The sequence below is a fragment of the Actinoplanes sp. CA-030573 genome, from assembly GCF_050951115.1.
GTDB lineage: Bacteria > Actinomycetota > Actinomycetes > Mycobacteriales > Micromonosporaceae > Actinoplanes.
Map to the genome: position 1 here is coordinate 4,171,120 of NZ_CP192038.1, position 24,092 is coordinate 4,195,211.

Sequence of the window (24,092 nt, forward strand, 5' to 3'; positions counted from 1 at the left end):
GGCTTAGGGTCGGTTCATGACTTCTGCGATCGACCTGCACGGCGCCCCGCACGTCGCCCGCTACCTGGAGACGGACGGCGAGGACGGCTACCTCTGGCGTAACGGGACCACCATCCTGATCCTGTTCACCACCGGCAACAAGTCCGGCGAGGAGCGCGCGCACGCCCTGATCTTCCGCGAGTTCCAGGGAAAGTACCTGGTCGTGGCGTCGAAGGGCGGCTCGGACACGCCACCGGCCTGGTTCGTGAACCTCGCCGCCGACCCGCGCGTCCAGGTGCAGATCAGGGGTGACCGCTTCGACGCCATCGCCCACGTCGCCACCCCCGAGGAGAAGCCGGCGATGTGGGCCACGATGGTCGAGGCCTGGTCCGACTACGACGAGTACCAGAAGAAGACGTCCCGCGACATCCCGGTCGTCGTCCTCGAACGCCTCGAGGACCAGATCTAGGAAAGGGGCCGCAGCCCCGCGGCGTCGAGCACATAGGCCGGCTCCAGCCCTTCGGTGGGCAGACCCACGATCGCGGCGCCCATCGAGGCCGGGGTGGGTGCGGGTGCGGGCCTGATCCCGTACGCGGTGACGGCCGTGTCGCCCACGCCGGTGCCCGGGGTGATCCCCGGCAGCACGGCCGTCATCGCGATGCCGAGGTCGCGCGCCTCCGCCGCCGCATAGCCGGTCATCAGCCGTACGGTGGCCTTCGCGCCCGCGTATCCGCCGCTCAGCGGTGATCCCCGCCGCTCGGCGCCGCTGCCGAAGATCACCACGCGCGAGCCGGGGGCGAGCGGCAGGCGCAGCGCCGCCCGCAGCCAGGTGAACGCGATCCGGACGTCGGCGTGCCAGTTCACCGAGAACGTCTCCCACGTCTGCGCGGTCAGCGGCCGCATCACCGGAACGGCGCCGGCCGTCACGACCAGCAGATCGGGACGGTGTTTGGCCAGCACCTCGCCGGCGAAGCTCTCGTCGGTGGCATCGCCCGGCTCGTCGGCGCCGGCCCGGGCGACGACCGTGACCCGGGCGCCGGTCGCCCGGGCGGCGTCGGCCACCCCGCGGCCGAGGCCCCGGCTGCCGCCGACGACCACCACGGATGTGTCTGTCATGGGTTCCTCCCAGCGTTGTCGGTCAGCCGGGTAGATCCGGGCCGGGCGGCAGAGTCACCGGCCGGCCGAAGAGAGGAAAGAGCTCGGGCATCAGGAAGATGTCGATCCGGCCGACGCCGCCCGGGCCGGCCTCGAGGACCTGCAGGGCGTGCGCCTCGCCATCGGCGTACATGGCGTAGGTCGGCTGCCCGTTGGCGGCCGGTGTCACGGGACGGATCGTGAACCGGCCGGGGTCGCGCAGCACGTGCGTGCCGAGGAAGCCGATCACCGCGTCGCGCCCGGCGAACCAGCTTGCGTGCGGCGGCATCTCCAGCGTGACGTCCTCGCGGAGGACCTCGGCCAGCGCGCCGACATCGGCGGCGGCGAAGGCTTCGACGTACCGGCGCAATTGGCTCTTGATCTCGGGGTTGCCGGGTTGGCCGAGACCGTCCGGGTCGGGAGCCGCGCGGGCGATGCGCTCGCGGGCCCGCAGCAGCGCGCTGTTGACCGCGACCGTCGTCGTGCCGAGCGCCGCGGCCACCTCGCCGGCCGGCAGATCGGCGACGTCGCGCAACAGCAGGGCCGCCCGCTGCCGGGCCGGCAGATGCTGGAGCGCGGCCACGAACGCCAGCCGCACCTGGTCGCGCGTGCCCACCTCGTCGGCCGGATCGACCGGAAGCGGACCCACCCAGCGCGTCCCCGCCGGCGCCGGCCGGGCCCGCGGGAGCCAGTCCGCCTCGGCGCTCCCCAGATCCGCCGGCAGCACCCGCCGCCCCCGCTGCTCGATCGCCCGAAGGCACACGTTGGTGGCGATCTGGTGCAGCCAGGTCCGGACCGACGCCCGGCCCTCGAACCCTTCGTAGCCGCGCCAGGCCCGCAGGTACGCTTCCTGCGTCGCGTCCTCGGCGTCGGCGGCCGAGCCGAGCATCCGATAGCAGTGCGCCAGAATCTCCCGCCGCAGCGGCCCGGCCGCCTCCGTGAACTCCGTCATGCCGGCACCTCCCGCCCGTATGGACCCGCGCCGGCGCCGAAACTCACCGGCCGCCGGCGTCCGGCAGGCAGCCGTGGCGGTACGGTCCAGGAGAGCACATCTCGTCGCCGGCGATCGGACCGCCATGACGCTGAAGAAGACGCTCCTCCTGGTCGCCGGAATCGTGGGGGCCGGGCTGGCCGTCCGCGCGGCGGTGCCCCGGCGAGCGGAAAGCCCGGTCTCGAGTGCCGAACCCGAACCTCCGGTCGCACCGGCACCGCCCGCTCGTAGCGACTCCTCGTGGGGAGCCGTCAAGGCCGGCGTGGAAACTGTCGCGCCCTTGGTGGCGCCGGGAACGTTGGTCGTCTCGCTGGCGGTCTACATCGGGTGGGTGCGCACCCACAACCTCTACCTGACCCTCGGCGTGGATGCCGATGACCTCGGACTGTCCACCTCCGATTACGACGCCGCAAGCGCGTCACGATCCGCGTGGCCGCGGCACTCGCCCTTCTTCTGATGGTCACCGGGCCGGTGGTGTTGGCGAATCCCCGGTGGCAGGACTCCCCGGCACGGCCGTCGGGCCCGTTGGGGCTCGCGTTCGGGCTGGGTCTGTTCGCCTATGCGCTCTTCTCCGGTCTTTCCTTCCGCCGCCGCCGCAAGCGCCGGGTGGAGATCCCCGCACGCTGGACGCGCATGATCTCGTGGATCCTGCTCGTCCTGGCCGCGCTCTGCCTGTTCTGGAGCGCCGCTCTGTACGCGCAGGACCTGGGAGCGGGGGCCGCGCAGACTCTGGTGGACCAGCGGTTCGCCAGGAAGCCGGACGTGATCGTCTACAGCACCAGCCGGATAAACGTCGACCCGCACGATGTCATCGAGGATGACCTGGGCCCGGCGTACGCGCCGTACCGTTACCGATACTCGGGTTTCAAGCTTCTGGTGCACGCCAACAAGCGGCTGCTGTTGATACCTTTCGACTGGTCGAAATCCAATGCGTTCGCGATCGTGCTGCCGGAAGACGGTACGAGATTGGTCTTCGCGCCCTACTTCTCGACCAGCCAGCCCGTCGGCGTCTCCGATGGCGTTGCGGACGTCGACGGACTCACCGGCGTCCGTGACGGCGAAGGCCCGGGACTGCTCGACGACCGGGCGGACGACGGCTCCGATGAGGGGTGGCCGGTCGGCGCGCCTTGCGGGAAAGCGGACGCCTTCGGAGCGAAGCCGAGGACCTCATAGCGGGCATGTATGTCCCCGCCATCCACGGTCAAGGTTCCGGCGTAATGACCGGGCCTGGGCGGCTTGAAGCCGATGTAGAAATCGCATTCGAGGTCTTTGCAGAAGAAGGCATTCGACGGGACGGGCAGGATGGTTCGACCGTCCGCCAGAACGAAGCCTCGGCCGGCGAGGCGAATCTCGACGCGCATCGGGGCTCTGTCGTGGCGCCGCAGTTCGAACGCCCGGGTTTCGAATGCGCAGGTCGGGCACTCGATGTACGCCTGACGAGGAAGGGTCATGAGTGGCTTGAAACGCCAGGCCACAGTTCCCCTGACGACGGTGGCCGGATCTTCGTGGCCGCCGCCGCCTTGCTCGGAGGGGAGGGTCGAGAGCTTCAGGCCACCGCCCGGCCACAGCCGGAGGCGACCAGCAGCGACAGCAGCACGACACCCCATGCCGCCGCCGGCTTCGTGACCACTTCTCACCGCCAGCGTCGACTCCACCTCCAGGTTGTGCCACGGCCGCCGGGCGGCGCGAGCCGCACGTCCTCGATTTGTCAGGTCAGTTCCAGCACAGGCAGAACGGCTTGCCGGCCGGGTCGGCGTACACCCGCCAGTTGTCCCCGCTCGCGCCCAGCGATGTCGCGCCCCGCTTCAGCACCTCCGCCTCCGCCGCGTCGACGTCCTCCACGGTTACGTCGAGATGGAACTGCTGCGGATACGCCGGGTCCGGCCAGCGCGGCGCCCGGTAGTCGGCGATCTGCTGGAACAGCACCGGCTGCGCGCCGTCCTCGCCGATCATCGCGACACCCTCGCCCGCGTACGTGACCGGCTTGCCGAGCAGGTCCGCATAGAACCCGCTCAGCGCCGCCGCGTCGGGGCAGTCCAGCATCACGCCCATCACCGAGGGCTCCGGCCGCTCCGGGTAGAGGCACAGGTCGAACGGGTGGCCGGCCGGGTCGGCGAGCGTGTGCCACCGCTCGTTCTCCCGCAGCAGCCGCGCGCCGAGCTCGACCGCCCGGGCCGTCCCGGCCGCGAGGTCGGGCACCCGCAGGTCGAGGTGCGCCTGCTGCGGATGCGCCGGATCGGGCCACCGCGGCGCCACGTGCTCCGGGCTGAGCTGGAACGCGATGCGCCACCCGTCGCCCGCGTCCATCGCGATGAAGTCGTCCTCGGCGCGTCCCTCGCGCCACCCGCCGAGCGCCGCATAGAACGCGGCCAGCCCCTTGTGGTCGGGCGCGTCCAGCACCACCGCCCGCAACGTGCCGATCATCGAACCGTCTCCTCCGGTAGTTACATATGTAAGTGATGGACATATAGTGGCCCCATGAGGGAGCCGACGTACTTCATCCTGGCCGCGCTCCAGGACGAGCCCCGCCACGGCTACGCCGTCATCACCCGGGTGGCGGAGCTGTCCCAGCAGCGTGTCACGCTCGCGACCGGCACGCTGTACCAGGCGCTCGAGCGGCTCGTCCGGCAGGGGCTGGTCGAGGTGGTGCGCGACGAGGTGGTGAACGGCCGGGCGCGGCGGCATTACGCGCTGACTCCGGACGGGCGGTCCGCCCTGCAGGCGGAGGCGGTCCGGATGGCGGAGGCGGCCAAGGTGGTGCTGCGGGTGAGGACGGCATGAGCCCGTACGCGTTGATGCTGCGCCTTTATCCGGACGGCCACCCCCGCGACGAGATGCTGGGCGTGCTCGAGGAGGGCGGCCGGGCGTGGTACCGCGAGGCGCCGTCCCTGCTCGCCGGCGCCCTGCGTGCCCGCACCGGCGGCGACCACCCGGCCCGGCTGCGCTGGCTCTACGCGGCCCGCGCCGCCGCCCTGATGCTCCTGGTGGCGGCCGCGCTGGCGCCCGTGCTCGACCTGTACTACAGCCAGCAGCTCGCCACGAACCGCACGATCGCCACGTGGGTCTGCGCCGGTCTCGCCGTCGTGGCCGTCGCCTTCGGCGGACGCGTGTGGGCGCTCGGCCTGGCCGCCTCCGCGCTCGTGCTGAGCGCGGCCGACCAGATCAGCATGCCGGCGATCGCCGGGTACGCCCTGGCCACCGCCCTGCTGCTGATCCCGGGCCGGTCGCTGCCGGTGCGCAACCCGCTGCCGATCCTGCTCGCGCTGGCCTGGGCCGCCGACTACACCCTGCCGGAGGGCGTCTGGCTCGCGCTGATCGCGGCCGTGCTGCTGTGGACGGTGATCGACGAGCGCATCCTGCTCGCGACCGGGCTGGCGCTGCTGGCCGGGGTGATCGTGGCGACCGGCCAGGTGACCGAGGCCGGCGACGCCCGGGGGCTGCTGCTGATGGCGGCGCTGCGGCTCGGTCTGCCGGCCGCGCTGCTGGCGTTCGCCGGCACGCTGACCTACCGCCGGGCGAGGATCTGACCGCGCGGTTAGGCTTCCGTGGTGGCAGATCTGGACGAGGAGACGATCGCGTACGCGCACCGCATGTTCGACCTGGCGCGCACGGGCGGCACCGGCGAGCTGACGGCGAACATCGAGGCCGGCCTGCCGCCGAACCTCACCAACGACAAGGGCGACACCCTGCTGATCCTGGCGGCGTACCACAACCATCCGTCCACGGTGGCCGCGCTGCTGGCCCACGGCGCCGACCCCGGCCGCGTCAACGACCGCGGCCAGTCGGCGCTGGCCGCGGCGGTCTTCCGGCAGAACGCCGAGACGGTGCGGTCGCTGCTGGCGGCCGGCGCCGACCCGGACGCGGGAAACCCGTCCGCCCGCGCGACCGCCGAGTTCTTCAAGCTGCCGGAGATGGCTGCCCTGCTCGGCTGAACGCGTCCCGGAACCGGGCGAGCGCCACCTCCGGCTCGCCCGAAGCCCACGCCTCGAGCCCGACCACGCCGTCGTAGCCGAGCCGCCGCAGCGCGTCCGCGACCGCCGGGTAGTGGATCTCGCCGGTTCCCGGCTCCCGGCGGCCCGGCACGTCCGCCACCTGGATCTCGCCGATCAGCGGAAAGGCCCGTTCGACCAGCTCGATCAGGTTTCCCTCGCCGATCTGGGCGTGATAGAGATCCAGATTGAGCCGCAGGTGCGGGCTGCCCACCGCGGCGACCAGCGCCATCGTGTCGGCGGCGCGCGCGAACGGCACCCCCGGGTGGTCGACCGCCGTGTTGAGGTTCTCGAGCGTGAAGACCCGTCCCGCGCGCTCGCCGAGAGATGCGAGCCGGGCGAGGGTCCGGGCGGCGGTCAGCCACATCTCCGGCGTCGTTTCCCATGCCCGTACGCGCGGAAGCCCGCCCTCGCCCAAGCCGGTGCCATGGATGTTGAGCCGTGGGCAGCCGAGTCGCTCCGCGGCCTGCAGCGAGAGCGCCGCGGTCCGCACCATCTCCGCGGCGCCGTCCGGGTCGGCGAGCGTGCCCGTGAGATAGCCCGTCATCGACGAGAACGTGGCGCCCGTCGCGGCCAGCTCGTCGAGGTCCTTGTCCGCCCAGTTCCAGATCTCCACCTCGAAGCCGAGGCCGTCGATGCGCCGCACCCGCTCGGTGAACGGCAGATCGAGAAACACCATCTCGGCGCAGACCGCGAGCCTCACTTGCCCACCGCCACCGGCCGCCCGGCGCGCACGGACTCGGCCGCGGCCAGCGCAATGGCAAGCGCCGCCCGCGCGTCCTCCCCGCTCGCGGCCGTCCGGTGGGATTCCGGGTCGGATGGCCGGCCGGCGCGCACGCTCTCCACGAAGGCGGCGAGCTCGGCGGTGTAGGCGCCGGCGAACAGCTCCTGGTCCCCACGGGCGGTCTCGATCAGCCGTCCGCCGGCGCCCGAGTAGGTCATCCCGGTCCGGCGGCCGTCGCCCATGGTCGCCATCCCGCGCGAGCCGAGCACCTCCCCGCGCACGTCGTAACCGTAGGAAGCCTCGAAGCAAGCCTCCGCGACCCCGATGGCCCCGTTGTCGAACCGAACCGTCACGACGGCCGTGTCGAGCAGCCCGCGATCACGCCAGCCCGGCTCGACCAGCGCGTCGGCCACCGCATAGACCTCGACGGCCGCCGCGCCCGGATTGAGGAACCGCAGCGTGTCGAAGTCATGGATCAGCGTCTCCCGGAAGATGGTGTCCGGCGGCACGCGCGCGGGGTCGAAGCCGCCCGGGTCGCGCGTGAGCGACCGGATCAGCCGCGGCGTGCCGATCCGGTCGTTCGCGAACAGGGCTCGGGCGGCGGCCCAATCGGGGGCGAAGCGGCGGTTGAAGCCGATCTGCAGCGGCACCCCGGCCGCGCGGGCGGCGTCGACGGCCCGGTCGGCGTCGGCGAGGGTCAGGGCCATCGGCTTCTCGCAGAAGACCGCCTTTCCGGACCGGGCCGCCGCCACCACGAGGTCGGCGTGGAAGCGGGCCGGCGCGGCGATGACGACCGCCGCCACGGCCGGGTCGGCCCAGACGTCGGCGGTGTCGGTGTAGGCCCGGTCGGCCCCGAGCGAACCGGCCAGCGCGGCGGCGGCTCCGGGCGCGGGGTCGGCCACGGCGGCCAGGTGGGCGCCGGGCAGGCGGCGGCTCACGGTCTCGCCGTGGAACGAGCCCATCCGGCCCGAGCCGATCAGTGCGATTCCCGTACTGGAACGTTCCATAACGATGAGGCTGCGGCAGGCCGGGCGCCGCGTCAACCCGGCGGCCTGGAACGTTCCAGCATCTGCGATTAGGCTGTTTTCATGCCAGGCGATCGAAGGCCGACACTGTCCGACGTGGCCGCCCGGGCCGGCGTCTCGAAGTCGCTGGTCTCGCTGGTCATGCGGGACGAGCCGGGCGCCGGCCCGGAGACCCGCCGGCGGGTGCTCGACGCCGCCGCCGAGCTGGGTTACCAGCCGGACAGCCGGGCCCGCCTCCTGCGCAGCGGGCGCAGCCGGCTGCTCGGGGTTGTCTTCGGCATCCAGCACGCGTTCCACGCCGACCTGGTCACGGACCTCTACACCGCGGCCCGCGAGACCGGGTACGAGCTGGCGCTGAGCGCGGTGACGCCGCATCGCGCCGAGCCGGAGGCGATCACCGGCCTGCTGCAGGACCGGTGCGAGGCCCTGATCCTGCTCGGACCGCAGTCACCGGTCGCGAGCCTGGCCCGGCTGGCGGAACGGCTTCCGGTCGTCGCCGTCGCGCGCGGCGTGCGCAGCCCGGCGATCGACGTGGTCCGCAACGCCGACGCCGACGGCCTGCGCCGGGCGGTCGACCACCTGGTGGAGCTGGGTCACCGCCGGATCGCCCACATCGACGGGGGCCGCGCGCCGGGCGCCGCCGATCGCCGCAGCGGCTACCGCGACGCGATGCGCCGCCACGCCCTCGGCGAAGGAGAGGGGGAGTGGCGCGGCGAGGGAGAGCGGCGCGGCCAGGCAGAGCGGCGCGGCGAGGGAAACCCACGCGGCGAGGGAACGCGCGGCGGGCGAGGGAGGCGCGGCGGCGGTGATGGGATCCGGATCGTCCGGGGCGGCCTCACGGAAGAGGACGGCGCCGCGGCGGCTCGGGCGCTTCTCGAGGACCTGCCGACCGCCATCACGGTCTTCAACGACCGCTGCGCGACCGGGGTGCTCGACGTGCTGGCGCGCGAAGGGCTGAAAGTGCCGGGTGATGTCAGCGTGGTGGGCTACGACGACAGCCATCTCGCGCGGCTCGCGCATGTCGATCTGACCACGATCGCGCAGGACACGGCGATGATGAGCCGGCTCGCGGTGGGGCGGGCGGTCGCCCGGGTCGAAGGGGAGCCGGTCCAGCAGCGGGAACAAGTCGTCGCGCCGCACCTGGTCGTGCGGGGCACCACCGGGCCGGTCAGAGCAGGCCGGCCAAGGCCTCGGTCGCGTCGCTGATGACGCGGGCCGGCAGGCCGCGGCGCGGCTGCACCGACAGCGGCAGCGGCTGGGGGAGCGGCAGGTCGTCGCGCACCACCAAGCCGGCCAGCGGCTGACCGAAGGTCGCCATCAACCCGACGCCCAGCCCGGCCCGGACCGCCGCCTCCACGCCGGCCAGGTTCGCGGCCTCGCAGCCGACCTCGGCCGGCAGCCGGTGCTCGGCGAACGTCTCCAGCGCCCGGCTGCGCAGCGCGCACGGCGCGTCGAAGGCGACCAGCGGAATCGGCGCCCCGGCCGGCGGCCGCCGCCAGCCGGGTGCGGAGTACCAGGTCAGCGGCAGCTCGCCGACCGGTCGCGCGCCGGGGTCGCCGGGCGGGCCGAGCAGCAGGGCGAGATCGATGCGGCCCTCGGTCAGCCCGGACCGCAGCTGCGCGCCGCGGTCGATGCGGAACCGGAGCTGATGGCCGGGGAACGTCGCCGCCAGCGCGGCCGACAGGCCGGGGAGGAGCTGGGCCGCGGCATGCTCGGTCGAGCCGACCACCAGCGAGAGCGACGGCGTCACGTCGAACGCCTGCAGCGTCTCGTCGTGGGCGGCGAGGATGCGCCGGGCCCGGGTCAGCAGGGCCTCGCCGTCGGAGGTGAAGCGCGAACCCCGGCCGTCCCGCTCCACGAGCGCCCGCCCGAGCGTCGACTCCAGTCGCCGTACGTGCTGGGAAACGGCACCCTGGGTGAGGTGCAGGGAGGTGGCCGCCCGCTGGAAGCCGCCGCAGTCCGCGACGGCGACGAAGCTGCGCAGCGGCGCGATGCCCAGAATCCGACTCATGCCTACCAGGTTACTAGGAATTGATGAGCCTGCGTAATGGCCTGTTATCACGATCTCTCGTTAGACAGCGGCGTCGCTCGCCGCCGAGACTCGTCACCATGGGCACCCGTAAGCACCTCATCCTCGGCGCCGTCCTGATGGGCGTCGGCGGGCCAGGGCAGCACCACACCTGGCTCGACCCCGAGATCCCCGGCGACGCGAGCGTGGACATCCGCTGGTACATCGCCCGGGCGCAGCAGGCCGAGGCGGCGAAGTTCGACCACGTCTTCATCGTCGACAGCCAGTTCATCACGCCGGACTCGCCGCATCACTACCTGAACCGGCTGGAGCCGCTGACGCTGCTGTCCGCGGTCGCCGTGCACACGACCAACATCGGGCTGGTCGGCACGCTCACGACCTCGTACAACGACCCGTTCAACCTGGCCCGGCGGCTCGCCTCGCTGGACCTGATCAGCGGGGGACGCGCGGGCTGGAACGTGGTCGCGACCGGGGACGGCGGCACCGCGGGTAACTACGGGCGCAAGGAGCACTACGACTACGCCGCGCGGTACGGCCGGGCGCTCGAGTCGGTCCGGGTGGTGCAGGGGCTGTGGGACTCGTACGAGGACGACGCCTTCCCCCGCGACAAGGCGCGCGGCGTGTTCTTCGACAAGTCGAAGCAGCACCGCCTCGACCACGTCGGCGAGCACTTCAACGTGGTCGGCCCGCTGAACATCCAGCGCTCGCCCCAGGGCCAGCCCGTGATCTTCCAGGCCGGCGACTCGGACGAGGGCCGTGACCTGGGCGCGGCGATCGCCGACGCGATCTTCACGCACGCCGCCACCATCGAGCAGGGCCGGGCCTTCCGCGACGACCTGCGCCGGCGGGCCGCAGCCAAGGGCCGCGACCCGGAGAACGTGCTGATCGTGCCCGGGATCAGCCCGATCATCGCGGACACCGACGAGGAGGCGCGCGAGAAGGAGCAGGCCCTGGTCGGCGGCAAGTCCTTCGACCGGGCCCTCAAGGAGCTCGGCCGCCCGTTCGGCTGGCACGACTTCACGCGGTACGACCTGGACGCCCCGTTCCCGGAGCTGGGCGACGCCGGCGACCGCAGCTTCAAGACCCAGGCCGAGCGGATCAAGAAGCAGGCCCGCGAGAACGGCTGGACGCTGCGGCAGGTCGTCCAGCACTCGATCGACGCCCAGCGCTCGGCCTTCGTCGGCTCGCCGCTGACCGTGGCGAACGCGATCCAGGAGTGGTTCGAGGCCGGCGCCTTCGACGGCATCAACCTCACCATCACCGCGCCCAGCGAGTTCGCCCGGTTCACCGACCAGGTGCTGCCGATCCTGCGGGAGCGGGGCATCGCCCGCGCCGGGTACGCGTCGACGACGCTCCGGGGCAACCTCGGCCTGCCGGTCCCGGAGAACGTCCACACCGCCGCGCGCCGTGGAGCTCTGGTGTCATGAGGCTCGGCTTTCTGACCCACGTGCAGGGCACCGACGCGTACCGGAACGCCCAGGAACTGTTCGTCGTGGCCGACGAGCTGGGCTTCGACGTCGGGTGGGTGGCCCAGCACCACGCCCCGCTGCAGGGTGGCGGCCTCTCCTCGCCCTGGCCGTTCCTGGCCTACGCCGCCGCCCGCACCCAGCGGATCCGGCTCTCCACCGCGGTCACGATCCTGCCGCTCGAGCACCCGCTGCGGCTGGCCGAGGACGTCGCCGTGGTCGACACGCTCAGCGGTGGCCGGGTCGAGATCGGCGTCAGCAGCGGCTCCGGGCCCGAGGAGTACGCGGCCTTCGGCGTCGACGTCGAGCGCAAGCGGGAGCTGACCACCGAGGGCCTGGACGTGCTGCGGCGGGCGCTGGCCGGCGAGGAGGTCGGCGCGCCCGGCTTCACCATCCAGCCGCCGGTCGCCACCGACTTCACCGACCGGATCTGGCAGGGGATCTTCAGCGCGGCGGGCGCCCGGTTCGCCGCGCAGGCGGGGGCGAACCTCCTGCTCAACCGGGCCACGTACGGCTATGAGGAACCGACCGACGTGGTGCAGCGGGTGTGGGCGGACGAGTTCCTGGCCGCCTGGGACAAGCCGCACGCGCCCCGGATCGGGCTGTCCCGGTTCGTGTTCCCGGCCAAGGACAAGCGGACGGCGCTGGCCCAGATCGAGGACGGCCTCAACCACGCGGCGGCCGGCTTCGTGGCCCGCGGCACGTTCCCGGCCGGGCTGAGCGTCGAGGACTACCTGTTCCGCTTCCACGCGTTCTACGGGCACCCCGACGAGATCGTCGAGCAGTTGCGGCGGGAGCGGGTGCTGCCGGTCGCGACCGACCTGATCACCCAGTTCAATCCGGGCGTGCCCGAGTTCGGCGCCGCGGTCGAGGCACTCGAGCTGATCGCCAAGGAGGTCGCGCCGGCGCTGGGCTGGTCGCCGGCGATCTGAAATAGGGTCGCGCCGGGCGAGGCCCGAACCGTACGGTCTTGCGGTGCAAAAGGTCGCCGAACGCGTGGTTCCCGCCCGGCTCGGCGGCTCGTTCCGCTGGTTGCTCGCCTCCTCCTGGGTGACCAACCTCGGCGACGGGGTGGCGGCCGCGGCCGGGCCCCTGCTGGTCGCGTCGCTCACCCGCGATCCCGTCCTGATCTCGCTGGCGGCGCTGCTGGGCTGGGCGCCACCACTTCTCTTCGGCCTGTACGCGGGGGTGCTGTCCGACCGTCACGACCGCCGCCGGATCGTGATCGTCGCCGACGGCAGCCGGGCGGTCGTGCTGACGGTCCTGGTCGTGACCCTGGCGACCGGTCACCTGACGGCGCCGGGCGCGCTGCTGGCGCTGGGCCTGCTCGCCACCGCCGAGGTGTTCGCCGACAACACCTCGGCCACGCTGACCCCGATGCTCGTCCCGCGCGACGACCTGGCCGTGGCCAACGCCCGTCTGCAGTTCGGCTTCCTCACGCTCAACCAGCTGGCCGGGCCGCCGATCGGCGCCGCCCTGTTCACGGCCGGCCGGCAGTGGCCGTTCGTCGCCCAGGCGGTGCTGGTCGCGGCGGGCGTGCTGCTGGTGGCGAAGGTCCGGCTCCCGGCCCGGTCGGAGCCGGCCACGGCCGGGGCCTGGCGGGAGATCCGCGAGGGCTTTCTTTGGACCGTCCGGCATGCGGCCGTACGTACGCTCGCCCTCACGATTTTGATCTTCAATGTGACGTTCGGGGCCGCCTGGTCGGTGCTCGTCCTCTACGCCACCGAGCGGCTCGGCCTCGGCGCCGTCGGCTTCGGGCTGATCACCACGGTGTCGGCGGCGGGCGGGCTGCTCGGCACCGCGCTCTACGGCTGGATCACGGCCCGGGTCAGCCTCGGCAACGTGATGCGGATCGGCCTGATCATCGAGACGCTCACCCACCTGGCGCTCGCACTGACCACCTCGCCGTACGTGGCGCTCCCGATCTTCTTCGTCTTCGGCGCGCACGCGTTCATCTGGGGCACCACGTCGACCACCGTCCGCCAGCGCGCCGTGCCGACCCACCTGCAGGGCCGGGTGACGAGCGTCTACACGCTGAGCGTCTTCGGTGGCCTGGTCGCCGGCTCGGCCGTCGGGGGTGTGCTGGCCGGCCGCTACGGGGTGACGGCGCCGTTCTGGTTCGCCTTCGCCGGATCGGCCGTGTTCCTGGTGCTGCTGTGGCCGCAGCTGACCCGCATCGCCCACGCCGACGACTCCCACCCCACCCCACACCCGGCCGGCGACTAGCGCACCCGCCCGCCGCGGGCCGCCCGGCGCGGCTCGCTCACCGCGGCCTTTCCGTTGCGGCCCGCGCACCGCCGCCTTCCCACCGCGGCCCGCTCACCGCTGCCTGCACGCCGCGGCCCGCTCACCGCCTCCTCCCACCGCGGCCCGCTCACCGCTGCCTGCACGCTGCGGGCCGCTCGCATTTCGCAGCTCTGCGCACCTATACGCGCGGGCGCGTCACGACCAGCGGCTCTGTTCACTCGCCGAGACGGACCGACCGAGATCTTGGAGAAAACGGGCGCGGCGTCTCGCGGCAAATCCTCATCGCTGTCGGATGGACCGATGCGCGTCCAGGTAAGCAGAGCAAAGGGCGTAAGCAGAGTAAAGGGCGACGCCACTGTTCCGGGGCGGGCCGCCTAATCGGGCCCGTCGCCCAACCACCGCGGCCCGCGCCCGGCGTTCGCCTCGGGGATCACGGGCGCACGTTGTGGTTGCCGGCGAAGACGTTGCCCGGGTCGAACCGGCGCTTCACCGCGGCCAGCCGCGCCCGCGTCGACGGGGGATAGATCTCGGCCACGTCCTCGTCTCCGGCGGTGGAGACGAAGTTCGCGTACATGCCGGCGGTGTGCGGCGCGAGCCGGTTCCAGAACGCCGCCCGGGCCGCGGCGGTGGCCTCGAGGACCGGCTCGGGCCCGATCGCGCTGCCCACCACCATCAGCTCGGCGTCGCGGTGAGCGTACGCGGTGGTGCCGGCCGGCACCCGGGCGACCGCGCCGCCGAGACCGCGGATGGCGAGGATCGGGGACCGGCCGCTCGCCGCCTCCCCGGTCAGAATCCGCAGCACGTTCCGGACCTCGCCGCTCCGGACGAACGCGTTGCGGGTGGCCAGCCGGATGCCGGGCGGCGGGGTCATGCCCTCCTCCAGCGTCTCGGCGTAGGGCTTGACGGTCACGTCATCGGCGATGACGGTGCCGAGCCGGCGGATCGGGTCCAGGACCTCCGGCTCGGTGCCGTCGACGACCACGTGGATCTCGAGCGGCGCCTGCGGGCCGCGGGCGAACGGGTTGGCGAGCGCGGCGACCGAGGTGAGATCTTCCGCGGCCGTACGGAGGTAAGCGGCCCAGCCCTCCAGCACACTCCCGGCTTCCGTGGCCGGAAAGGCGATCTTGCCGTGCAGCACCTCGGTCGTCGGGTGGGCGGCGAACTCGAAGGCGGTGACGATCCCGAAGTTCCCGCCGCCGCCGCGCAGCGCCCAGAACAGGTCCGGGTTCTCCTCGGCGTCGGCCCGCACGACCTCGCCGGCCGCCGTGACGACCTGCGCGCCGACCAGGTTGTCCAGGGCCAGGCCGTATTTGCGGACCTTCCAGCCGATGCCGCCGGACAACGTCAACCCGCCGACGCCCACGCTCCGGGTGTCACCCGACGAGATCCCGAGGTCGTACGGGGTGAGGGCCGCGGCCACCGTGCCCCAGGTGGCGCCGCCTCCGACCCGTACGAGATGGCGGTCCTTGTCGATGATCTCCACGTCGTCGAGGTGGCGCAGGTCGATGACCACGCCGCCGTCGTTGGTGCCGAATCCGGGAAAGCCGTGGCCGCCGCCGCGCACCGACAGGCGGCGGCCGTGAACCTCCCGGACCGCCCCCTGCACGTCGCCCACCGTCTGGGGGCGGATGACGCAGGCCGGGTTGCCGCTGGCCAGCAACGTGTTGCGTGCGGTCTCGTAGTCGGGGTTGCCGGGCTCGATGATGTCGTAGGTCATGAACCCCCGACGTGAGCGAACATGTCCCTGTGACCGGATGTGACCGGCGCCACGGGTCTCATCGACGGCGGTTGCGGGGATGGTTGCGGGCGGTGCGCTCGTTGCCGTGCTTGTAGTTGCCGGTGAGGCGGGCCATCAGCTCCTGGGGATCGTCGCTCTCGACGTCGGTCAGGAAGCGGGCAGCGGCCGGGCCGCGGAGCAAGGCGGCCGGGCGGCCGTGGTGCAGCACCTCGACGTCGCCGTTCTTGCGGACACGGTAGGTGAATCCCTCGGGTGCGCCGGACATGACCGCATCCTCCCGGGGAGGGCGACCCGCTGTCGAACCATTTGGCTCCCGGACCGCCCGGCCGGAACCGGCGGGATCCATCGAAACAGCGGCGGCGGTCGGCCCGCTCCTCGCATAGTGAGATGACGCCCTCGTTCGCGGGATAATTCTGACTTTTGGGGACGGAGACCAGCTATGGCGGTTATATCAGCTTCGGCGGGAGCCGGCGCCGGCGCTGTGGCCGGGGCACGACGGCCGTCGTTCGCCGATCTGAGCGTCAGCATCAAGGTTCTGGCCGCGGTCGGGCTCGCGGCCGTGGTCGCGCTGGTCGTCGGAATCATGGGACTGACGTCGCTGCGCGGCGCCAGCAACTCGGCTCAGCTGATCTACAGCAGCAACGTGGCCAGCATCAAGGCGGTCGGCCAGCTGAGGGCCAGCGTCCTGCAGACCCGGTCCGATGTCGCGAACCAGGCCTTGTCCCGCGACGACGCGTCCACCGCGAAGTTCACCGACGCGACCAACGCCGACATCGAGAGGTTCGGCACCGCGATGACCGCCTACCGCGCCAGCAACCCGGCCTCGAGCGCCGCGGTGATCGACCAGCTCCAGACCGAGTGGAACACCTACACCGATCTCGTGAAGACCAAGCTGCTTCCGACCGGCGCGCGCAACGCGCTGACCGAGTGGGCCCAGATCCGCGACACCCAGACGATCCCGGCCCTGAACAAGATCTTCGCCACGCTCACCACCATGGACGGCCTGGAGACGGCCGACGCGGCGAAGAACGCGGCCGCGGCCAAGTCCGGGTACGAGTCGAGCCGGACCACCTCGATCATCACGCTGATCGTCGGCCTGATCGTGGCCCTGGCGATCGGTGCCGTCGTCGCCCGCATGATCGTGGGTTCGCTGACGAAGGTCACCTATGTGTGCGACGGGCTGGCCGAGGGCGACCTGACCCGCAGCACCGGTCTCGACACCCGCGACGAGCCCGGCCGGATGGCTCGCTCGCTGGACGCCGCCATGACCCGGCTTCGGCAGACGATCACCACCATCGAGGCGTCCGCCGCCTCGCTGGCCGGCGCCTCCGAGCAGATGAGCGGCACCGCCGCCAACATCGCCGCCTCGGCCGAGCAGACGTCGAGCCAGGCGCAGGCCGTGTCGGCCGCCGCCGAGGAGGTCTCCCGCAGCGTCGAGACCGTGTCGTCGGGCAGCGAGCAGATGGGCGCCTCGATCCGGGAGATCTCCCAGAACGCCGCCGAGGCCGCCCGGGTCGCGGCCGAGGCGGTCTCCATCACCGCCAGCACGTCGGCCACCATGAACAAGCTCGGCGACTCCTCGGCCGAGATCGGCAACGTCATCAAGACGATCACCGCGATCGCCGAGCAGACGAACCTGCTCGCCCTCAACGCCACCATCGAGGCGGCCCGCGCCGGCGAGCTGGGCAAGGGCTTCGCCGTCGTCGCCTCCGAGGTCAAGGACCTCGCCCAGGAGACCGCCCGGGCCACCGAGGACATCTCCCGCCGCGTGCAGGCGATCCAGGCCGACACCAGCGGCGCGGTCTCCGCCATCGAGGAGATCTCGATCGTCATCGAGCGGATCAGCGAGTTCCAGACCACCATCGCCTCCGCCGTGGAGGAGCAGACCGCGACCACCGCCGAGATGAACCGCAGCGTGAGCGAGGCGGCCGGCGGCACCGGCGAGATTGCCCTCAACATCACCGGCGTCGCCGAGGCGGCCCGGATGACCAGCGAGGGCGTGGCCGAGACGCAGCAGGCCACCTCCGAGCTCGCCCGCATGTCGACCGAGCTGAGCAGCCTGGTCTCCACCTTCCGCGTCTAGACGCCTTACGTACCTTGCTGGGTACGTAACCGATCGGGTACATTCACGGCGTGGATGCGGTGCTGCACGCGCTGGCCGACGCGAGCCGGCGAGTTGTCCTGGACGCGCTGGTCGAGCGGCCGGCGACGGTCAACGAGCTGGCCGCGCTGCTGCCGATCGCGCGGCCCGGTGTCTCCCGGCACCTGCGGGTGCTGCGTGAGGCCGGGCTGGTCGACGTGCGGCAGGACGCTCAGCGGCGGGTGTACTCGCTGCGGCCGGAGGCGCTCGCCGATCTCGACGCCTGGCTCGGACCCTACCGCGACCTGTGGCGTCGCCGGCTCACCGCCCTCCACGCCGAAGTCGCCCGCGGGCGACCCGATCAGGAAGGCGAGACATGAGCAACGATGAGGCCCGCGTGCTCGGCGGGCTGCGCCGTATGAGCGACGGCCGGGGAGCGGTCCGGGTCGAGGACGTCTACGACACCGACATCGACAACCTCTGGTCGGCGGTCACCGAGCCGGCCCGGCTGGCGAACTGGATCGGCGAGGTCAGCGGCGACCTCAGCCTCGGTGGGACGTTCCACGCGACGTTCACCAGCAGCTGGGACGGTCCGGGCCGGGTCGACGTGTGCGAGCGGCCGCACCGGCTGCTGCTCACGATGGAGCCGGGCACGCCGGACGAGACCGTGATCGAGGCGGTTCTCACGGCCGAGGGCGACAAGACCCGGCTGGTCGTCGAGGAGCGCGGGCTGCCGGCCGAGAGCGCCCACTTCCACGGCGCCGGGTGGCAGGCGCACCTGGAGGACCTGGGCGCCCATCTTGCCGGAATCCCGCGGGTGCCGTGGAAGCAGCGGTGGACCGAGTTGATGCCGGCCTACCCGGCGCTGACGGCGTAGACCCGATCGATCTTCGTCGCGAATCTGTTACTGGCGCCAATTGGTTTGTTGTGCAAACCTATTGGCATGACAACTGACTCGGTGCCCACCGGCAGTGACCCGCGGCGGCTGCTGGCCGACGCCCGCTCCCTCGCTCGCCGGGTGCGGGCCGACCAGCGGCTGACCTGGGTCACGCTGTTGGTCCTGGCCGGGGTGACGTTCCTGGCCATCCCGTTCGACTGGTTCTTCCTCGTCGCCCACTGCACGCCGGCGGCCGGCGGCGGGGAGGCCTGCCGGTTCGACCGGCAGGGCATGGTGTGGTTCTGGCCGCCGGCACTTCTGCTGGCGTACGGCGTGATCGCCTACCTCTATGTGCGAGTCGCCCGGTCACGGGGGCTGGGCGCCCGCGTCCTGCCGTACGTGATCACCGGCGCCGCCCTGGTCCTGCTGTTCATCGCCGCCGCCATCGCGGTGCGCGTCTACCTCCACGGTCATCCGGTGGGGCCGGACGCGCCGCCGACCGCGGACTGGATCCTGTTCCTCGATCGCCTGGTCGCGCCGTGGGGCACGATCGGGATCGCGCTGCTCGTGCTGGCCTGGCTCGAGCGCAACCCGGCGCTGCTGGCGTTCACCGCGCTCTACCTGGTGGTCGTCCTGACCCCGGTCGACTTCGGCTGGGGCCACGCCTATTCGATCCACACCGCGTTCCTGCCGCAGCAGGTCATCAACGGCACGGTGCTGCTGCTCGGCGCGATCGGCTTCGCGTGGGCCCGGCGGCGGACGCGATGACCGCCCCGGACACCCATCCGTCCCAGGGTCTCGACGAGGTGGTGCATCAGCGCGTACGCCTCGGCATCCTCACCATCGCGCACGAGGCGCGCCGGGTCGAGTTCGGCTACCTGCGCACCCACCTGCAGCTCACCGCCGGGAACCTCTCGCAGCACCTCGGCGTCCTCGAGTCGGCCGGCCTGGTCCAGGTCGAGAAGGGCTACGAGGGCAAGCGCGGGCGCACCTGGATCACGCTGACCGACGCCGGCACCACCGCGCTGGCCGAGGAGATCCGCCGGCTCAAGCAGCTGATCGCCCGGGTCGAGACCACCGACACCCCGGAGGACCGATGACCACCGCCCTGACCCGCCGCCACCTGCTCGCCGCCGCCCTCGCCGTCGGCGCCACTGTCCCGTTCGGTGCCGGTCGCGCTCATGCCGCCGGTGCTGAGGCCGCGCCGGGCAAGGCCCTTCTCATGACGCCGCCACCGACCGGCCCGCACCCCATCGGCACCGTCGACCTGCATCTTCTCGGCGCGCCGAACGGCCGCGAGCTGATGGCCAGTGTCTGGTATCCGGCCGCCGCCGGCGCGTGCCGCTTTCCGGTGGCGCCCTGGATGCCGGCGGCCGGCTGGCGGGCGCTGCTCGACGGCGTCGGCATCGGCGGCGACGCCGCGGGGGCGCCGCCGACGGCCGGGCACGAGGCGGCTCCGGTGCTTCACGCCCGTGACCGGCTGCCGGTCGTTCTCTACTCGCACGGCAACGACAGCTGCCGGGCCGAGACCACCGTCGTGGTGCAGGAGCTCGCCAGCCACGGCTACGTCGTGGTCACCGTCGACCACACCGGCGACGGATACAGCGAGTTCCCGGACGGGCGGGTGGCCGTCCCGAGCGAGGACTCCTTCACGCCCTGGGACTCCGCCCACGACATGGTCTTCGTGCTCGACCGCATCGAGGCGCTCGCCGCCGGCCGCAACCCGGACGCCGGGCGCCGCCGCCTCCCGGCCGGGCTCGGCGCCGCCCTCGACCTGCGCCGGGTCGGGATGTTCGGCTGGTCGAAGGGCGCCACCTCGACCGCGATCACGATGAACATCGACCCCCGGGTCCGGGCCGGGCTGAGCCTGGACGGACCGATGGAGTCGGTGCCGCGGCCGGTCGCGATCGATCGGCCGTTCATGCTGATGACCGCCGACTTCGGCCGGGACGCCGAGCCGGCCGTCGAGGAGTTCTGGCAGCTGCTGCGCGGATGGCGGCTCGACGTGCGGGCCGAGGGCGCCGTCCACGGGTCCTACACCGACTCCCAGTGGCTGATCCCGCCCCTGGCCGCGATCACCGGCATGAGCCCGGAGGATCTCGCCGAGTGGGTCGGCACGCTCGATCCCGGCCGAGCCGTGCGCATCCAGCAGGCGTACCCGCTGGCGTTCTTCGACCTGCACCTGCGCAACCGGCGGCAGCGCCTGCTCCGCGGACCGAGCGCCGCCTTCCCGGAGGTGAGGTTCATTCGCTGAGGGCCTGCTCGGCCCGCTCGGGGCTGCCCTCGGCCAGGCCGCGGTCGATGGCCCGGCGGGAGGCGAGCCACAGGAGGGCGCCGGCCAGGAACACGATGATCTCGGTGACAGTCAGCGCCCAGATGATGCCGGACAGCCCGAACCAGAGGTTGCCGAGCAGCACGATCGGGATGAACAGGATGCCCTGCGACATCGACATCACGATTGCCGGCAGCGCCCGCCCGGTGGCCTGGAACAGCGACGTGATCAGGCCGGTGAAGCCGTTGACCACGGTCGCGACGAGCTGGGCGACCAGCACCGTGACGCCGATCGAGAGCACCGAGTGGTCGGCCGAGAACGCGGTGAGCACCTGCTCGCGGAAGAGGAACACCGAGCCCGAGAAGATCAGCACGACGGCGCCGACGGTGATCGCCGCGCCGCGCAGGGCGGCGGTGAGGCGGCCGCGGTCGCCCTTGCCGTACGAGTAGGCGAGCAGCGGGAGCACGCCGATGGTGACGCCCATGACCAGGAACTCGGGCACCTGGGCGATGCGGACCGCGACGCCCATGGCGGCCAGCGGGCCGTCGCCGTAGCCGGCCGCCAGGTTGTTGAGCACCAGGGTGGTGACGATCAGGAACGCGGACTGCAGCAGCTCGCCCGATCCGATGCCGAAGACGGGCTTCAGCACGCCGGGGGAGAGGGTGAACCAGCGCGGGGCGAGGCTGACGTGCTCGCTGGTGCGCTGCAGCCAGAGGGCGAAGTAGAGGACGGTGACGAGGTTCGCGAGGCCGGTGGCCAGGGCCGCGCCGGCGACACCCCAGTGCAGCACGAGGATGAACAGGACGTCGAACAGGAGATTGGCGACGGTGGACGCGATCAGGCCGATCATGGCCTGGCGGGCGGCGCCTTCCGCTCGTACGAGCTGCTCCAGACAGAACGCCGCGGCCAGGACCGGAACGAAGGCCAGCATCACCGCGACGTAGGAGTGCGTCGCCGGGACGGCGGCGGCGTTCGCGCCGAGCAGCGAGACCAGCGGGTGCAGCAGGAGAAGGCCGGCGGCGCCGACCAGGGCGCCGGCCAGGACCGACCCCCACAGGGCGAAGGACGAGACGTGCTTGATCTCGCCCGCCCTGGCCGGGTCGTGCTCGGCCGCGCCGAGGAGCCGGGAGATCAGGGCGCCGCCGCCGACGCCGAACACGCCGCCGAGCGCCATGACGATGCCGAGCAGCGGGGTGCCGAACGTGATCGCGGCGAGCAGGGCGGTGTCGTGCTGGGAGCCGATGAAGCCGGCGTTGATCACGTTGTAGACGGCGCCGACGATCATCGCGGCGGCCATCGGGACGCAGAGGTGGACCAGGGCGCGGGCGATCGGGGCGGCGGAGAGGTACCAGCGGTTGGTGCCGACGGGGTCGGCTTCGGTGGGTGACGCGATGGTGGTGGCCATTGTCATCTTCTTTCGGGATATTTCCGGCAGGGGAGGGCGCGGCGGATCTTTAGGCGGCGGCGCCGATTGCTTGGGGTGCGGAGCGGAATGGTGCGGAGCGGCGGGAGGGGTGCGGGCGCGAGGGGTGCGGCGGGAGCCGGTGCGGCGGCGCCGGCGGGAGGCGGTGCGGGACGGTCAGGAGCGCGTCGGTCGCGGGAGCTTGGCGGTGATCTTGGTGAGGAGGGCGTGCAGGGTGGCGCGCTCGCTCTCGTCGAGCGGGGCGAGGATGACTTCGTCGGCGGCGGCCATCGCGGTGGCGAAGCCGGCGGTCAGCTCGACGCCGGCCGGGGTCGCGTAGACCCGCTTGCTGCGCTCGTCGCCGCCCTCGGTGCGGCGCTCGACCAGGCCGCGGCGCTCGAGGCCCTGCAGCAGGCTCGAGACGCTGGCGGCGCTGGTACGGGTGATCTCGGCCAGCTCACGCTGCTTGGCGCCGGGGTGGTCGGCCAGGTAGCCGATCGCGAAGGCCTGCTCGAAGCTCAGCTCCCGCGCCCGTACCCAGTCCTCGCCGGCCTTGCGCTGGGCCCAGCCGATCCAGCGGATCTGGTCGAGCGTGCCGGTGAGCTTCGGTTCGTCCATGGTTAGAACTCTAAACGTTAGAGCTCTAACCGTCAAGGCTCTAACGGACGGGTGCCCAGCACCAGGGTGGTCTCGATGGCCAGCGGCACCTCGTCGTCGAACAGGGCGGTCAGCGCTTCGAGCAGCGCCGGCCGGACCGGGGCCGGCAGCATACGGAACTGCGAGCGGGTCTGAGCCAGGCCCAGGTAGTCGGCCGCCGGCATCGCCCGGCGGGTGAGATAACGCCGGCTGGTGGGCGCCCAGGAGGCGTCCGGCCCGTCGTGGACCGGCGCGTCGCGGAAGACGACCGCCGGGGCCAGGTCGGCGTAGACCCGGAGCATCGCCGCCCACCGGGCCGGGTCGTCGATCCGCTCGGTGTTCCAGAAGAGCGCCAGCGTGCCGCCCTCGGCCAGCGCGTCGGTGGCCCGGGACCACCGGGTCGCGGGATCGGTCCAGTGCCAGGCCTCGGCGCTGTAGAGCAGGCCGAACCGCTCGGCCGGGCGGAACTGCTCGAACGTCCCGCGGAAGAGCTCGGCGCCCGGGCAGCGGGCGGCCAGCAGGCCGGCCATCGCGGGATCGGGCTCGATCGCGGTCACCGGCACGCCGCGGGCGACGAAGGCGGCGGTGGCGCGGCCCGAGCCGGCGCCGACCTCCAGCGCCCGCACCTCGCTCCCGGCGACGGCGAGCACGTCATCGATCAGCGCGGCCGGATAGGCGGGCCGGACGCGGTCGTAGAAGGCGGCCGTCTCCCCGAAGACGAGCGCCGGATTGCGGTCCTCCACATCGGACATCGTGTCATGCCGCTGATTCGGTATCGATCTATTGACAGATCGCAGTGGCTACTCCACAGTAGGTGCGCCTGACGATTCATTGGGCTCAATGAAGGACTGCTACGGGGGCGTCCCTAATGAGACATGTGCCGTGGGCGGCTTCGGCTGCCCTGCTTCTTTCTGCCCTTCTCACGGGCTGTTCCGATCATGCGCCGCCGGCCGCGCCGGCCCCGCCGCCGAGCACGCTCGCCGCCGCCTGGGGCACGGACCCCGCGCCCGCGGCCGCCGCCGGGAAGCCGGGCGCCTGCAAGCTGCCGGTCACCTTCGACGTCGCCAAGTCGTGGAAGGCCTCGTCCGTGCCGGACGGGGTCGCCGACCAGGGCGGGTTCGCGCTGCGCTGCGAGATCGACGCCAAGCCCGCCGGGCACATCGGCTTCCTGCGGGTCTGGGTCGGCGACGGCAAGGCCGAGCCCGGCGCGGCGCTCGACGCGTACCTGGCCGAGGAGCCGGGGGTGGTCGGGCGGCAGACCCGCACGGTCAAGGCCGGCGACCTGCCCGCGGCCGAGGCGACCTACCTGACCGAGAACGCGGAGCTCGGCGTCCGGCGTCAGGAGCGCGCGCTCGCCGTCGCCACCGGAACGAGCACGGTCCTGCTCGTCATCGGCGGGCTCAGCCCCGAGGAGCACCGCGAGCTGCTGCCCGCGTACGTGCTCGCACGCCAGACCCTCACCCTGCCGTAACGCCCAGCCCCACGCCCGAGAGATGGGATTCG

28 protein-coding genes are annotated in these 24,092 nt (G+C 72.5%); 17 read left to right on the forward strand and 11 right to left on the reverse strand.

All coding sequences use genetic code 11. The features are described from left to right. The first annotated feature begins 16 nt into the window (after positions 1-16). Complete coding sequence (locus ACQP2F_RS19345) at positions 17-448, forward strand: nitroreductase family deazaflavin-dependent oxidoreductase (protein WP_433305910.1); 432 nt, start codon at positions 17-19, stop codon at positions 446-448. Here the strand turns inward: ACQP2F_RS19345 and ACQP2F_RS19350 are convergent. Together ACQP2F_RS19350 and ACQP2F_RS19355 are read right to left on the reverse strand one after the other, a co-directional pair. Continuing rightward, a complete protein-coding gene (locus tag ACQP2F_RS19350) occupies positions 445-1,095 on the reverse strand; it encodes an SDR family oxidoreductase (protein WP_433305911.1) in 651 nt (216 codons plus the stop codon). The two genes, ACQP2F_RS19345 and ACQP2F_RS19350, sit on opposite strands and share 4 nt — an antisense overlap. Before the next feature lie 22 nt (positions 1,096-1,117). Beyond that, positions 1,118-2,065: an RNA polymerase subunit sigma-70 gene (locus ACQP2F_RS19355; protein WP_433305913.1), complete on the reverse strand. Its 948-nt coding sequence runs from the start codon at positions 2,063-2,065 to the stop codon at positions 1,118-1,120. A gap of 124 nt (positions 2,066-2,189) precedes the next feature. On the opposite strand from ACQP2F_RS19355, the gene ACQP2F_RS19360 reads away from it, so the two are divergent. Continuing rightward, on the forward strand, positions 2,190-2,561 hold the full coding sequence (locus tag ACQP2F_RS19360) for a hypothetical protein (RefSeq protein WP_433305914.1): 372 nt from the start codon (positions 2,190-2,192) through the stop codon (positions 2,559-2,561). Beyond that, positions 2,534-3,277 (forward strand): hypothetical protein, encoded by a 744-nt coding sequence (locus tag ACQP2F_RS19365; protein WP_433305915.1) that lies wholly within the window; start codon positions 2,534-2,536, stop codon positions 3,275-3,277. The genes ACQP2F_RS19360 and ACQP2F_RS19365 overlap by 28 nt, the downstream gene beginning before the upstream one ends. Before the next feature lie 540 nt (positions 3,278-3,817). Here the strand turns inward: ACQP2F_RS19365 and ACQP2F_RS19370 are convergent. Next, positions 3,818-4,528, reverse strand: coding sequence for a VOC family protein (locus ACQP2F_RS19370; RefSeq protein WP_433305917.1), 711 nt, complete (start codon positions 4,526-4,528; stop codon positions 3,818-3,820). Between the two features lie 54 nt (positions 4,529-4,582). Here ACQP2F_RS19370 and ACQP2F_RS19375 point away from each other — a divergent pair, with 54 nt between their 5' ends. The 3 genes from ACQP2F_RS19375 to ACQP2F_RS19385 all read left to right on the forward strand — a co-directional run bounded on the left by ACQP2F_RS19375 (position 4,583) and on the right by ACQP2F_RS19385 (position 6,036). Further along, complete coding sequence (locus ACQP2F_RS19375) at positions 4,583-4,885, forward strand: PadR family transcriptional regulator (protein WP_433305919.1); 303 nt, start codon at positions 4,583-4,585, stop codon at positions 4,883-4,885. After that, a complete protein-coding gene (locus tag ACQP2F_RS19380; protein ID WP_433305920.1) occupies positions 4,882-5,631 on the forward strand; it encodes a hypothetical protein in 750 nt (249 codons plus the stop codon). The genes ACQP2F_RS19375 and ACQP2F_RS19380 overlap by 4 nt, the downstream gene beginning before the upstream one ends. 63 nt (positions 5,632-5,694) lie before the next feature. Continuing rightward, complete coding sequence (locus ACQP2F_RS19385; RefSeq protein WP_433307559.1) at positions 5,695-6,036, forward strand: ankyrin repeat domain-containing protein; 342 nt, start codon at positions 5,695-5,697, stop codon at positions 6,034-6,036. Here ACQP2F_RS19385 and ACQP2F_RS19390 read toward each other — a convergent pair. Beyond that, positions 6,002-6,796, reverse strand: coding sequence for a TIM barrel protein (locus tag ACQP2F_RS19390; protein ID WP_433305921.1), 795 nt, complete (start codon positions 6,794-6,796; stop codon positions 6,002-6,004). The genes ACQP2F_RS19385 and ACQP2F_RS19390 overlap by 35 nt on opposite strands. Continuing rightward, entirely contained in the window at positions 6,793-7,824 is a 1,032-nt protein-coding gene (locus ACQP2F_RS19395) for a Gfo/Idh/MocA family oxidoreductase (protein ID WP_433305923.1), read from the reverse strand. The genes ACQP2F_RS19390 and ACQP2F_RS19395 overlap by 4 nt, the downstream gene beginning before the upstream one ends. An 81-nt stretch (positions 7,825-7,905) precedes the next feature. Here ACQP2F_RS19395 and ACQP2F_RS19400 point away from each other — a divergent pair, with 81 nt between their 5' ends. Beyond that, positions 7,906-9,048, forward strand: coding sequence for a LacI family DNA-binding transcriptional regulator (locus ACQP2F_RS19400; RefSeq protein ID WP_433305925.1), 1,143 nt, complete (start codon positions 7,906-7,908; stop codon positions 9,046-9,048). On the opposite strand, the gene ACQP2F_RS19405 is transcribed toward ACQP2F_RS19400, so the two are convergent. Next, on the reverse strand, positions 9,011-9,853 hold the full coding sequence (locus tag ACQP2F_RS19405) for a LysR substrate-binding domain-containing protein (protein ID WP_433305927.1): 843 nt from the start codon (positions 9,851-9,853) through the stop codon (positions 9,011-9,013). The genes ACQP2F_RS19400 and ACQP2F_RS19405 overlap by 38 nt on opposite strands. A 98-nt stretch (positions 9,854-9,951) precedes the next feature. On the opposite strand from ACQP2F_RS19405, the gene ACQP2F_RS19410 reads away from it, so the two are divergent. The 3 genes from ACQP2F_RS19410 to ACQP2F_RS19420 are packed head-to-tail and all read left to right on the forward strand — an operon-like array spanning position 9,952 to position 13,563. Further along, complete coding sequence (locus ACQP2F_RS19410) at positions 9,952-11,298, forward strand: LLM class flavin-dependent oxidoreductase (RefSeq protein ID WP_433305929.1); 1,347 nt, start codon at positions 9,952-9,954, stop codon at positions 11,296-11,298. Beyond that, on the forward strand, positions 11,295-12,269 hold the full coding sequence (locus ACQP2F_RS19415; RefSeq protein WP_433305931.1) for an LLM class flavin-dependent oxidoreductase: 975 nt from the start codon (positions 11,295-11,297) through the stop codon (positions 12,267-12,269). The genes ACQP2F_RS19410 and ACQP2F_RS19415 overlap by 4 nt, the downstream gene beginning before the upstream one ends. 43 nt (positions 12,270-12,312) lie before the next feature. Beyond that, the gene (locus tag ACQP2F_RS19420; protein ID WP_433305933.1) at positions 12,313-13,563 is read left to right on the forward strand and encodes an MFS transporter; all 1,251 of its coding nucleotides are present in this window, start codon (positions 12,313-12,315) and stop codon (positions 13,561-13,563) included. Positions 13,564-14,014: 451 nt separating this feature from the next. Here the strand turns inward: ACQP2F_RS19420 and ACQP2F_RS19425 are convergent, their stop codons facing one another. Continuing rightward, positions 14,015-15,301, reverse strand: coding sequence for an FAD-binding oxidoreductase (locus ACQP2F_RS19425; RefSeq protein WP_433305935.1), 1,287 nt, complete (start codon positions 15,299-15,301; stop codon positions 14,015-14,017). A gap of 58 nt (positions 15,302-15,359) precedes the next feature. Beyond that, positions 15,360-15,587, reverse strand: coding sequence for a hypothetical protein (locus ACQP2F_RS19430; protein ID WP_433305937.1), 228 nt, complete (start codon positions 15,585-15,587; stop codon positions 15,360-15,362). 174 nt (positions 15,588-15,761) lie between these two features. On the opposite strand from ACQP2F_RS19430, the gene ACQP2F_RS19435 reads away from it, so the two are divergent. From ACQP2F_RS19435 to ACQP2F_RS19460, 6 genes are all read left to right on the forward strand, one after another. After that, complete coding sequence (locus ACQP2F_RS19435) at positions 15,762-17,405, forward strand: methyl-accepting chemotaxis protein (protein WP_433305939.1); 1,644 nt, start codon at positions 15,762-15,764, stop codon at positions 17,403-17,405. A gap of 50 nt (positions 17,406-17,455) precedes the next feature. Then, positions 17,456-17,782 carry an ArsR/SmtB family transcription factor gene (locus ACQP2F_RS19440; protein WP_433305941.1) on the forward strand — a complete coding sequence of 109 codons (327 nt, stop codon included), beginning with the start codon at positions 17,456-17,458 and terminating at the stop codon, positions 17,780-17,782. After that, positions 17,779-18,279: an SRPBCC family protein gene (locus ACQP2F_RS19445; protein ID WP_433305943.1), complete on the forward strand. Its 501-nt coding sequence runs from the start codon at positions 17,779-17,781 to the stop codon at positions 18,277-18,279. The genes ACQP2F_RS19440 and ACQP2F_RS19445 overlap by 4 nt, the downstream gene beginning before the upstream one ends. Before the next feature lie 66 nt (positions 18,280-18,345). Further along, the gene (locus ACQP2F_RS19450; RefSeq protein WP_433305945.1) at positions 18,346-19,047 is read left to right on the forward strand and encodes a hypothetical protein; all 702 of its coding nucleotides are present in this window, start codon (positions 18,346-18,348) and stop codon (positions 19,045-19,047) included. Further along, a complete protein-coding gene (locus ACQP2F_RS19455; RefSeq protein ID WP_433305947.1) occupies positions 19,044-19,379 on the forward strand; it encodes a transcriptional regulator in 336 nt (111 codons plus the stop codon). The genes ACQP2F_RS19450 and ACQP2F_RS19455 overlap by 4 nt, the downstream gene beginning before the upstream one ends. Then, positions 19,376-20,533 (forward strand): alpha/beta hydrolase family protein, encoded by a 1,158-nt coding sequence (locus ACQP2F_RS19460; RefSeq protein ID WP_433305949.1) that lies wholly within the window; start codon positions 19,376-19,378, stop codon positions 20,531-20,533. The genes ACQP2F_RS19455 and ACQP2F_RS19460 overlap by 4 nt, the downstream gene beginning before the upstream one ends. Here ACQP2F_RS19460 and ACQP2F_RS19465 read toward each other — a convergent pair. From ACQP2F_RS19465 to ACQP2F_RS19475, 3 genes are all read right to left on the reverse strand, one after another. Next, positions 20,523-21,956, reverse strand: a complete 1,434-nt coding sequence (locus tag ACQP2F_RS19465; RefSeq protein ID WP_433305951.1) for an MATE family efflux transporter — start codon at positions 21,954-21,956, stop codon at positions 20,523-20,525. The two genes, ACQP2F_RS19460 and ACQP2F_RS19465, sit on opposite strands and share 11 nt — an antisense overlap. A gap of 174 nt (positions 21,957-22,130) precedes the next feature. Continuing rightward, the gene (locus ACQP2F_RS19470) at positions 22,131-22,571 is read right to left on the reverse strand and encodes a MarR family winged helix-turn-helix transcriptional regulator (protein WP_433305954.1); all 441 of its coding nucleotides are present in this window, start codon (positions 22,569-22,571) and stop codon (positions 22,131-22,133) included. Positions 22,572-22,603: 32 nt separating this feature from the next. Then, positions 22,604-23,341, reverse strand: a complete 738-nt coding sequence (locus ACQP2F_RS19475) for a class I SAM-dependent methyltransferase (RefSeq protein ID WP_433305956.1) — start codon at positions 23,339-23,341, stop codon at positions 22,604-22,606. Positions 23,342-23,457: 116 nt separating this feature from the next. Here ACQP2F_RS19475 and ACQP2F_RS19480 point away from each other — a divergent pair, with 116 nt between their 5' ends. Then, positions 23,458-24,060, forward strand: coding sequence for a lipoprotein (locus ACQP2F_RS19480; RefSeq protein ID WP_433305958.1), 603 nt, complete (start codon positions 23,458-23,460; stop codon positions 24,058-24,060). Positions 24,061-24,092 lie beyond the last annotated feature (32 nt).

What these genes read in the sequence shown, in the direction of transcription:
- ACQP2F_RS19380 (WP_433305920.1), top strand. Translation starts at nt 4,882, where the DNA reads ATGAGCCCGTACGCGTTGATGCTGCGCCTTTATCCGGACGGCCACCCC.
- ACQP2F_RS19470 (WP_433305954.1), bottom strand. Translation starts at nt 22,571, where the DNA reads ATGGACGAACCGAAGCTCACCGGCACGCTCGACCAGATCCGCTGGATC.
- ACQP2F_RS19375 (WP_433305919.1), top strand. Translation starts at nt 4,583, where the DNA reads ATGAGGGAGCCGACGTACTTCATCCTGGCCGCGCTCCAGGACGAGCCC.
- ACQP2F_RS19405 (WP_433305927.1), bottom strand. Translation starts at nt 9,853, where the DNA reads ATGAGTCGGATTCTGGGCATCGCGCCGCTGCGCAGCTTCGTCGCCGTC.
- ACQP2F_RS19410 (WP_433305929.1), top strand. Translation starts at nt 9,952, where the DNA reads ATGGGCACCCGTAAGCACCTCATCCTCGGCGCCGTCCTGATGGGCGTC.
- ACQP2F_RS19435 (WP_433305939.1), top strand. Translation starts at nt 15,762, where the DNA reads ATGGCGGTTATATCAGCTTCGGCGGGAGCCGGCGCCGGCGCTGTGGCC.
- ACQP2F_RS19345 (WP_433305910.1), top strand. Translation starts at nt 17, where the DNA reads ATGACTTCTGCGATCGACCTGCACGGCGCCCCGCACGTCGCCCGCTAC.
- ACQP2F_RS19385 (WP_433307559.1), top strand. Translation starts at nt 5,695, where the DNA reads ATGTTCGACCTGGCGCGCACGGGCGGCACCGGCGAGCTGACGGCGAAC.
- ACQP2F_RS19450 (WP_433305945.1), top strand. Translation starts at nt 18,346, where the DNA reads ATGACAACTGACTCGGTGCCCACCGGCAGTGACCCGCGGCGGCTGCTG.
- ACQP2F_RS19350 (WP_433305911.1), bottom strand. Translation starts at nt 1,095, where the DNA reads ATGACAGACACATCCGTGGTGGTCGTCGGCGGCAGCCGGGGCCTCGGC.
- ACQP2F_RS19465 (WP_433305951.1), bottom strand. Translation starts at nt 21,956, where the DNA reads ATGGCCACCACCATCGCGTCACCCACCGAAGCCGACCCCGTCGGCACC.
- ACQP2F_RS19430 (WP_433305937.1), bottom strand. Translation starts at nt 15,587, where the DNA reads ATGTCCGGCGCACCCGAGGGATTCACCTACCGTGTCCGCAAGAACGGC.
- ACQP2F_RS19355 (WP_433305913.1), bottom strand. Translation starts at nt 2,065, where the DNA reads ATGACGGAGTTCACGGAGGCGGCCGGGCCGCTGCGGCGGGAGATTCTG.
- ACQP2F_RS19370 (WP_433305917.1), bottom strand. Translation starts at nt 4,528, where the DNA reads ATGATCGGCACGTTGCGGGCGGTGGTGCTGGACGCGCCCGACCACAAG.
- ACQP2F_RS19360 (WP_433305914.1), top strand. Translation starts at nt 2,190, where the DNA reads ATGACGCTGAAGAAGACGCTCCTCCTGGTCGCCGGAATCGTGGGGGCC.
- ACQP2F_RS19460 (WP_433305949.1), top strand. Translation starts at nt 19,376, where the DNA reads ATGACCACCGCCCTGACCCGCCGCCACCTGCTCGCCGCCGCCCTCGCC.
- ACQP2F_RS19415 (WP_433305931.1), top strand. Translation starts at nt 11,295, where the DNA reads ATGAGGCTCGGCTTTCTGACCCACGTGCAGGGCACCGACGCGTACCGG.
- ACQP2F_RS19400 (WP_433305925.1), top strand. Translation starts at nt 7,906, where the DNA reads ATGCCAGGCGATCGAAGGCCGACACTGTCCGACGTGGCCGCCCGGGCC.
- ACQP2F_RS19425 (WP_433305935.1), bottom strand. Translation starts at nt 15,301, where the DNA reads ATGACCTACGACATCATCGAGCCCGGCAACCCCGACTACGAGACCGCA.
- ACQP2F_RS19475 (WP_433305956.1), bottom strand. Translation starts at nt 23,341, where the DNA reads ATGTCCGATGTGGAGGACCGCAATCCGGCGCTCGTCTTCGGGGAGACG.
- ACQP2F_RS19455 (WP_433305947.1), top strand. Translation starts at nt 19,044, where the DNA reads ATGACCGCCCCGGACACCCATCCGTCCCAGGGTCTCGACGAGGTGGTG.
- ACQP2F_RS19480 (WP_433305958.1), top strand. Translation starts at nt 23,458, where the DNA reads ATGAGACATGTGCCGTGGGCGGCTTCGGCTGCCCTGCTTCTTTCTGCC.
- ACQP2F_RS19395 (WP_433305923.1), bottom strand. Translation starts at nt 7,824, where the DNA reads ATGGAACGTTCCAGTACGGGAATCGCACTGATCGGCTCGGGCCGGATG.
- ACQP2F_RS19445 (WP_433305943.1), top strand. Translation starts at nt 17,779, where the DNA reads ATGAGCAACGATGAGGCCCGCGTGCTCGGCGGGCTGCGCCGTATGAGC.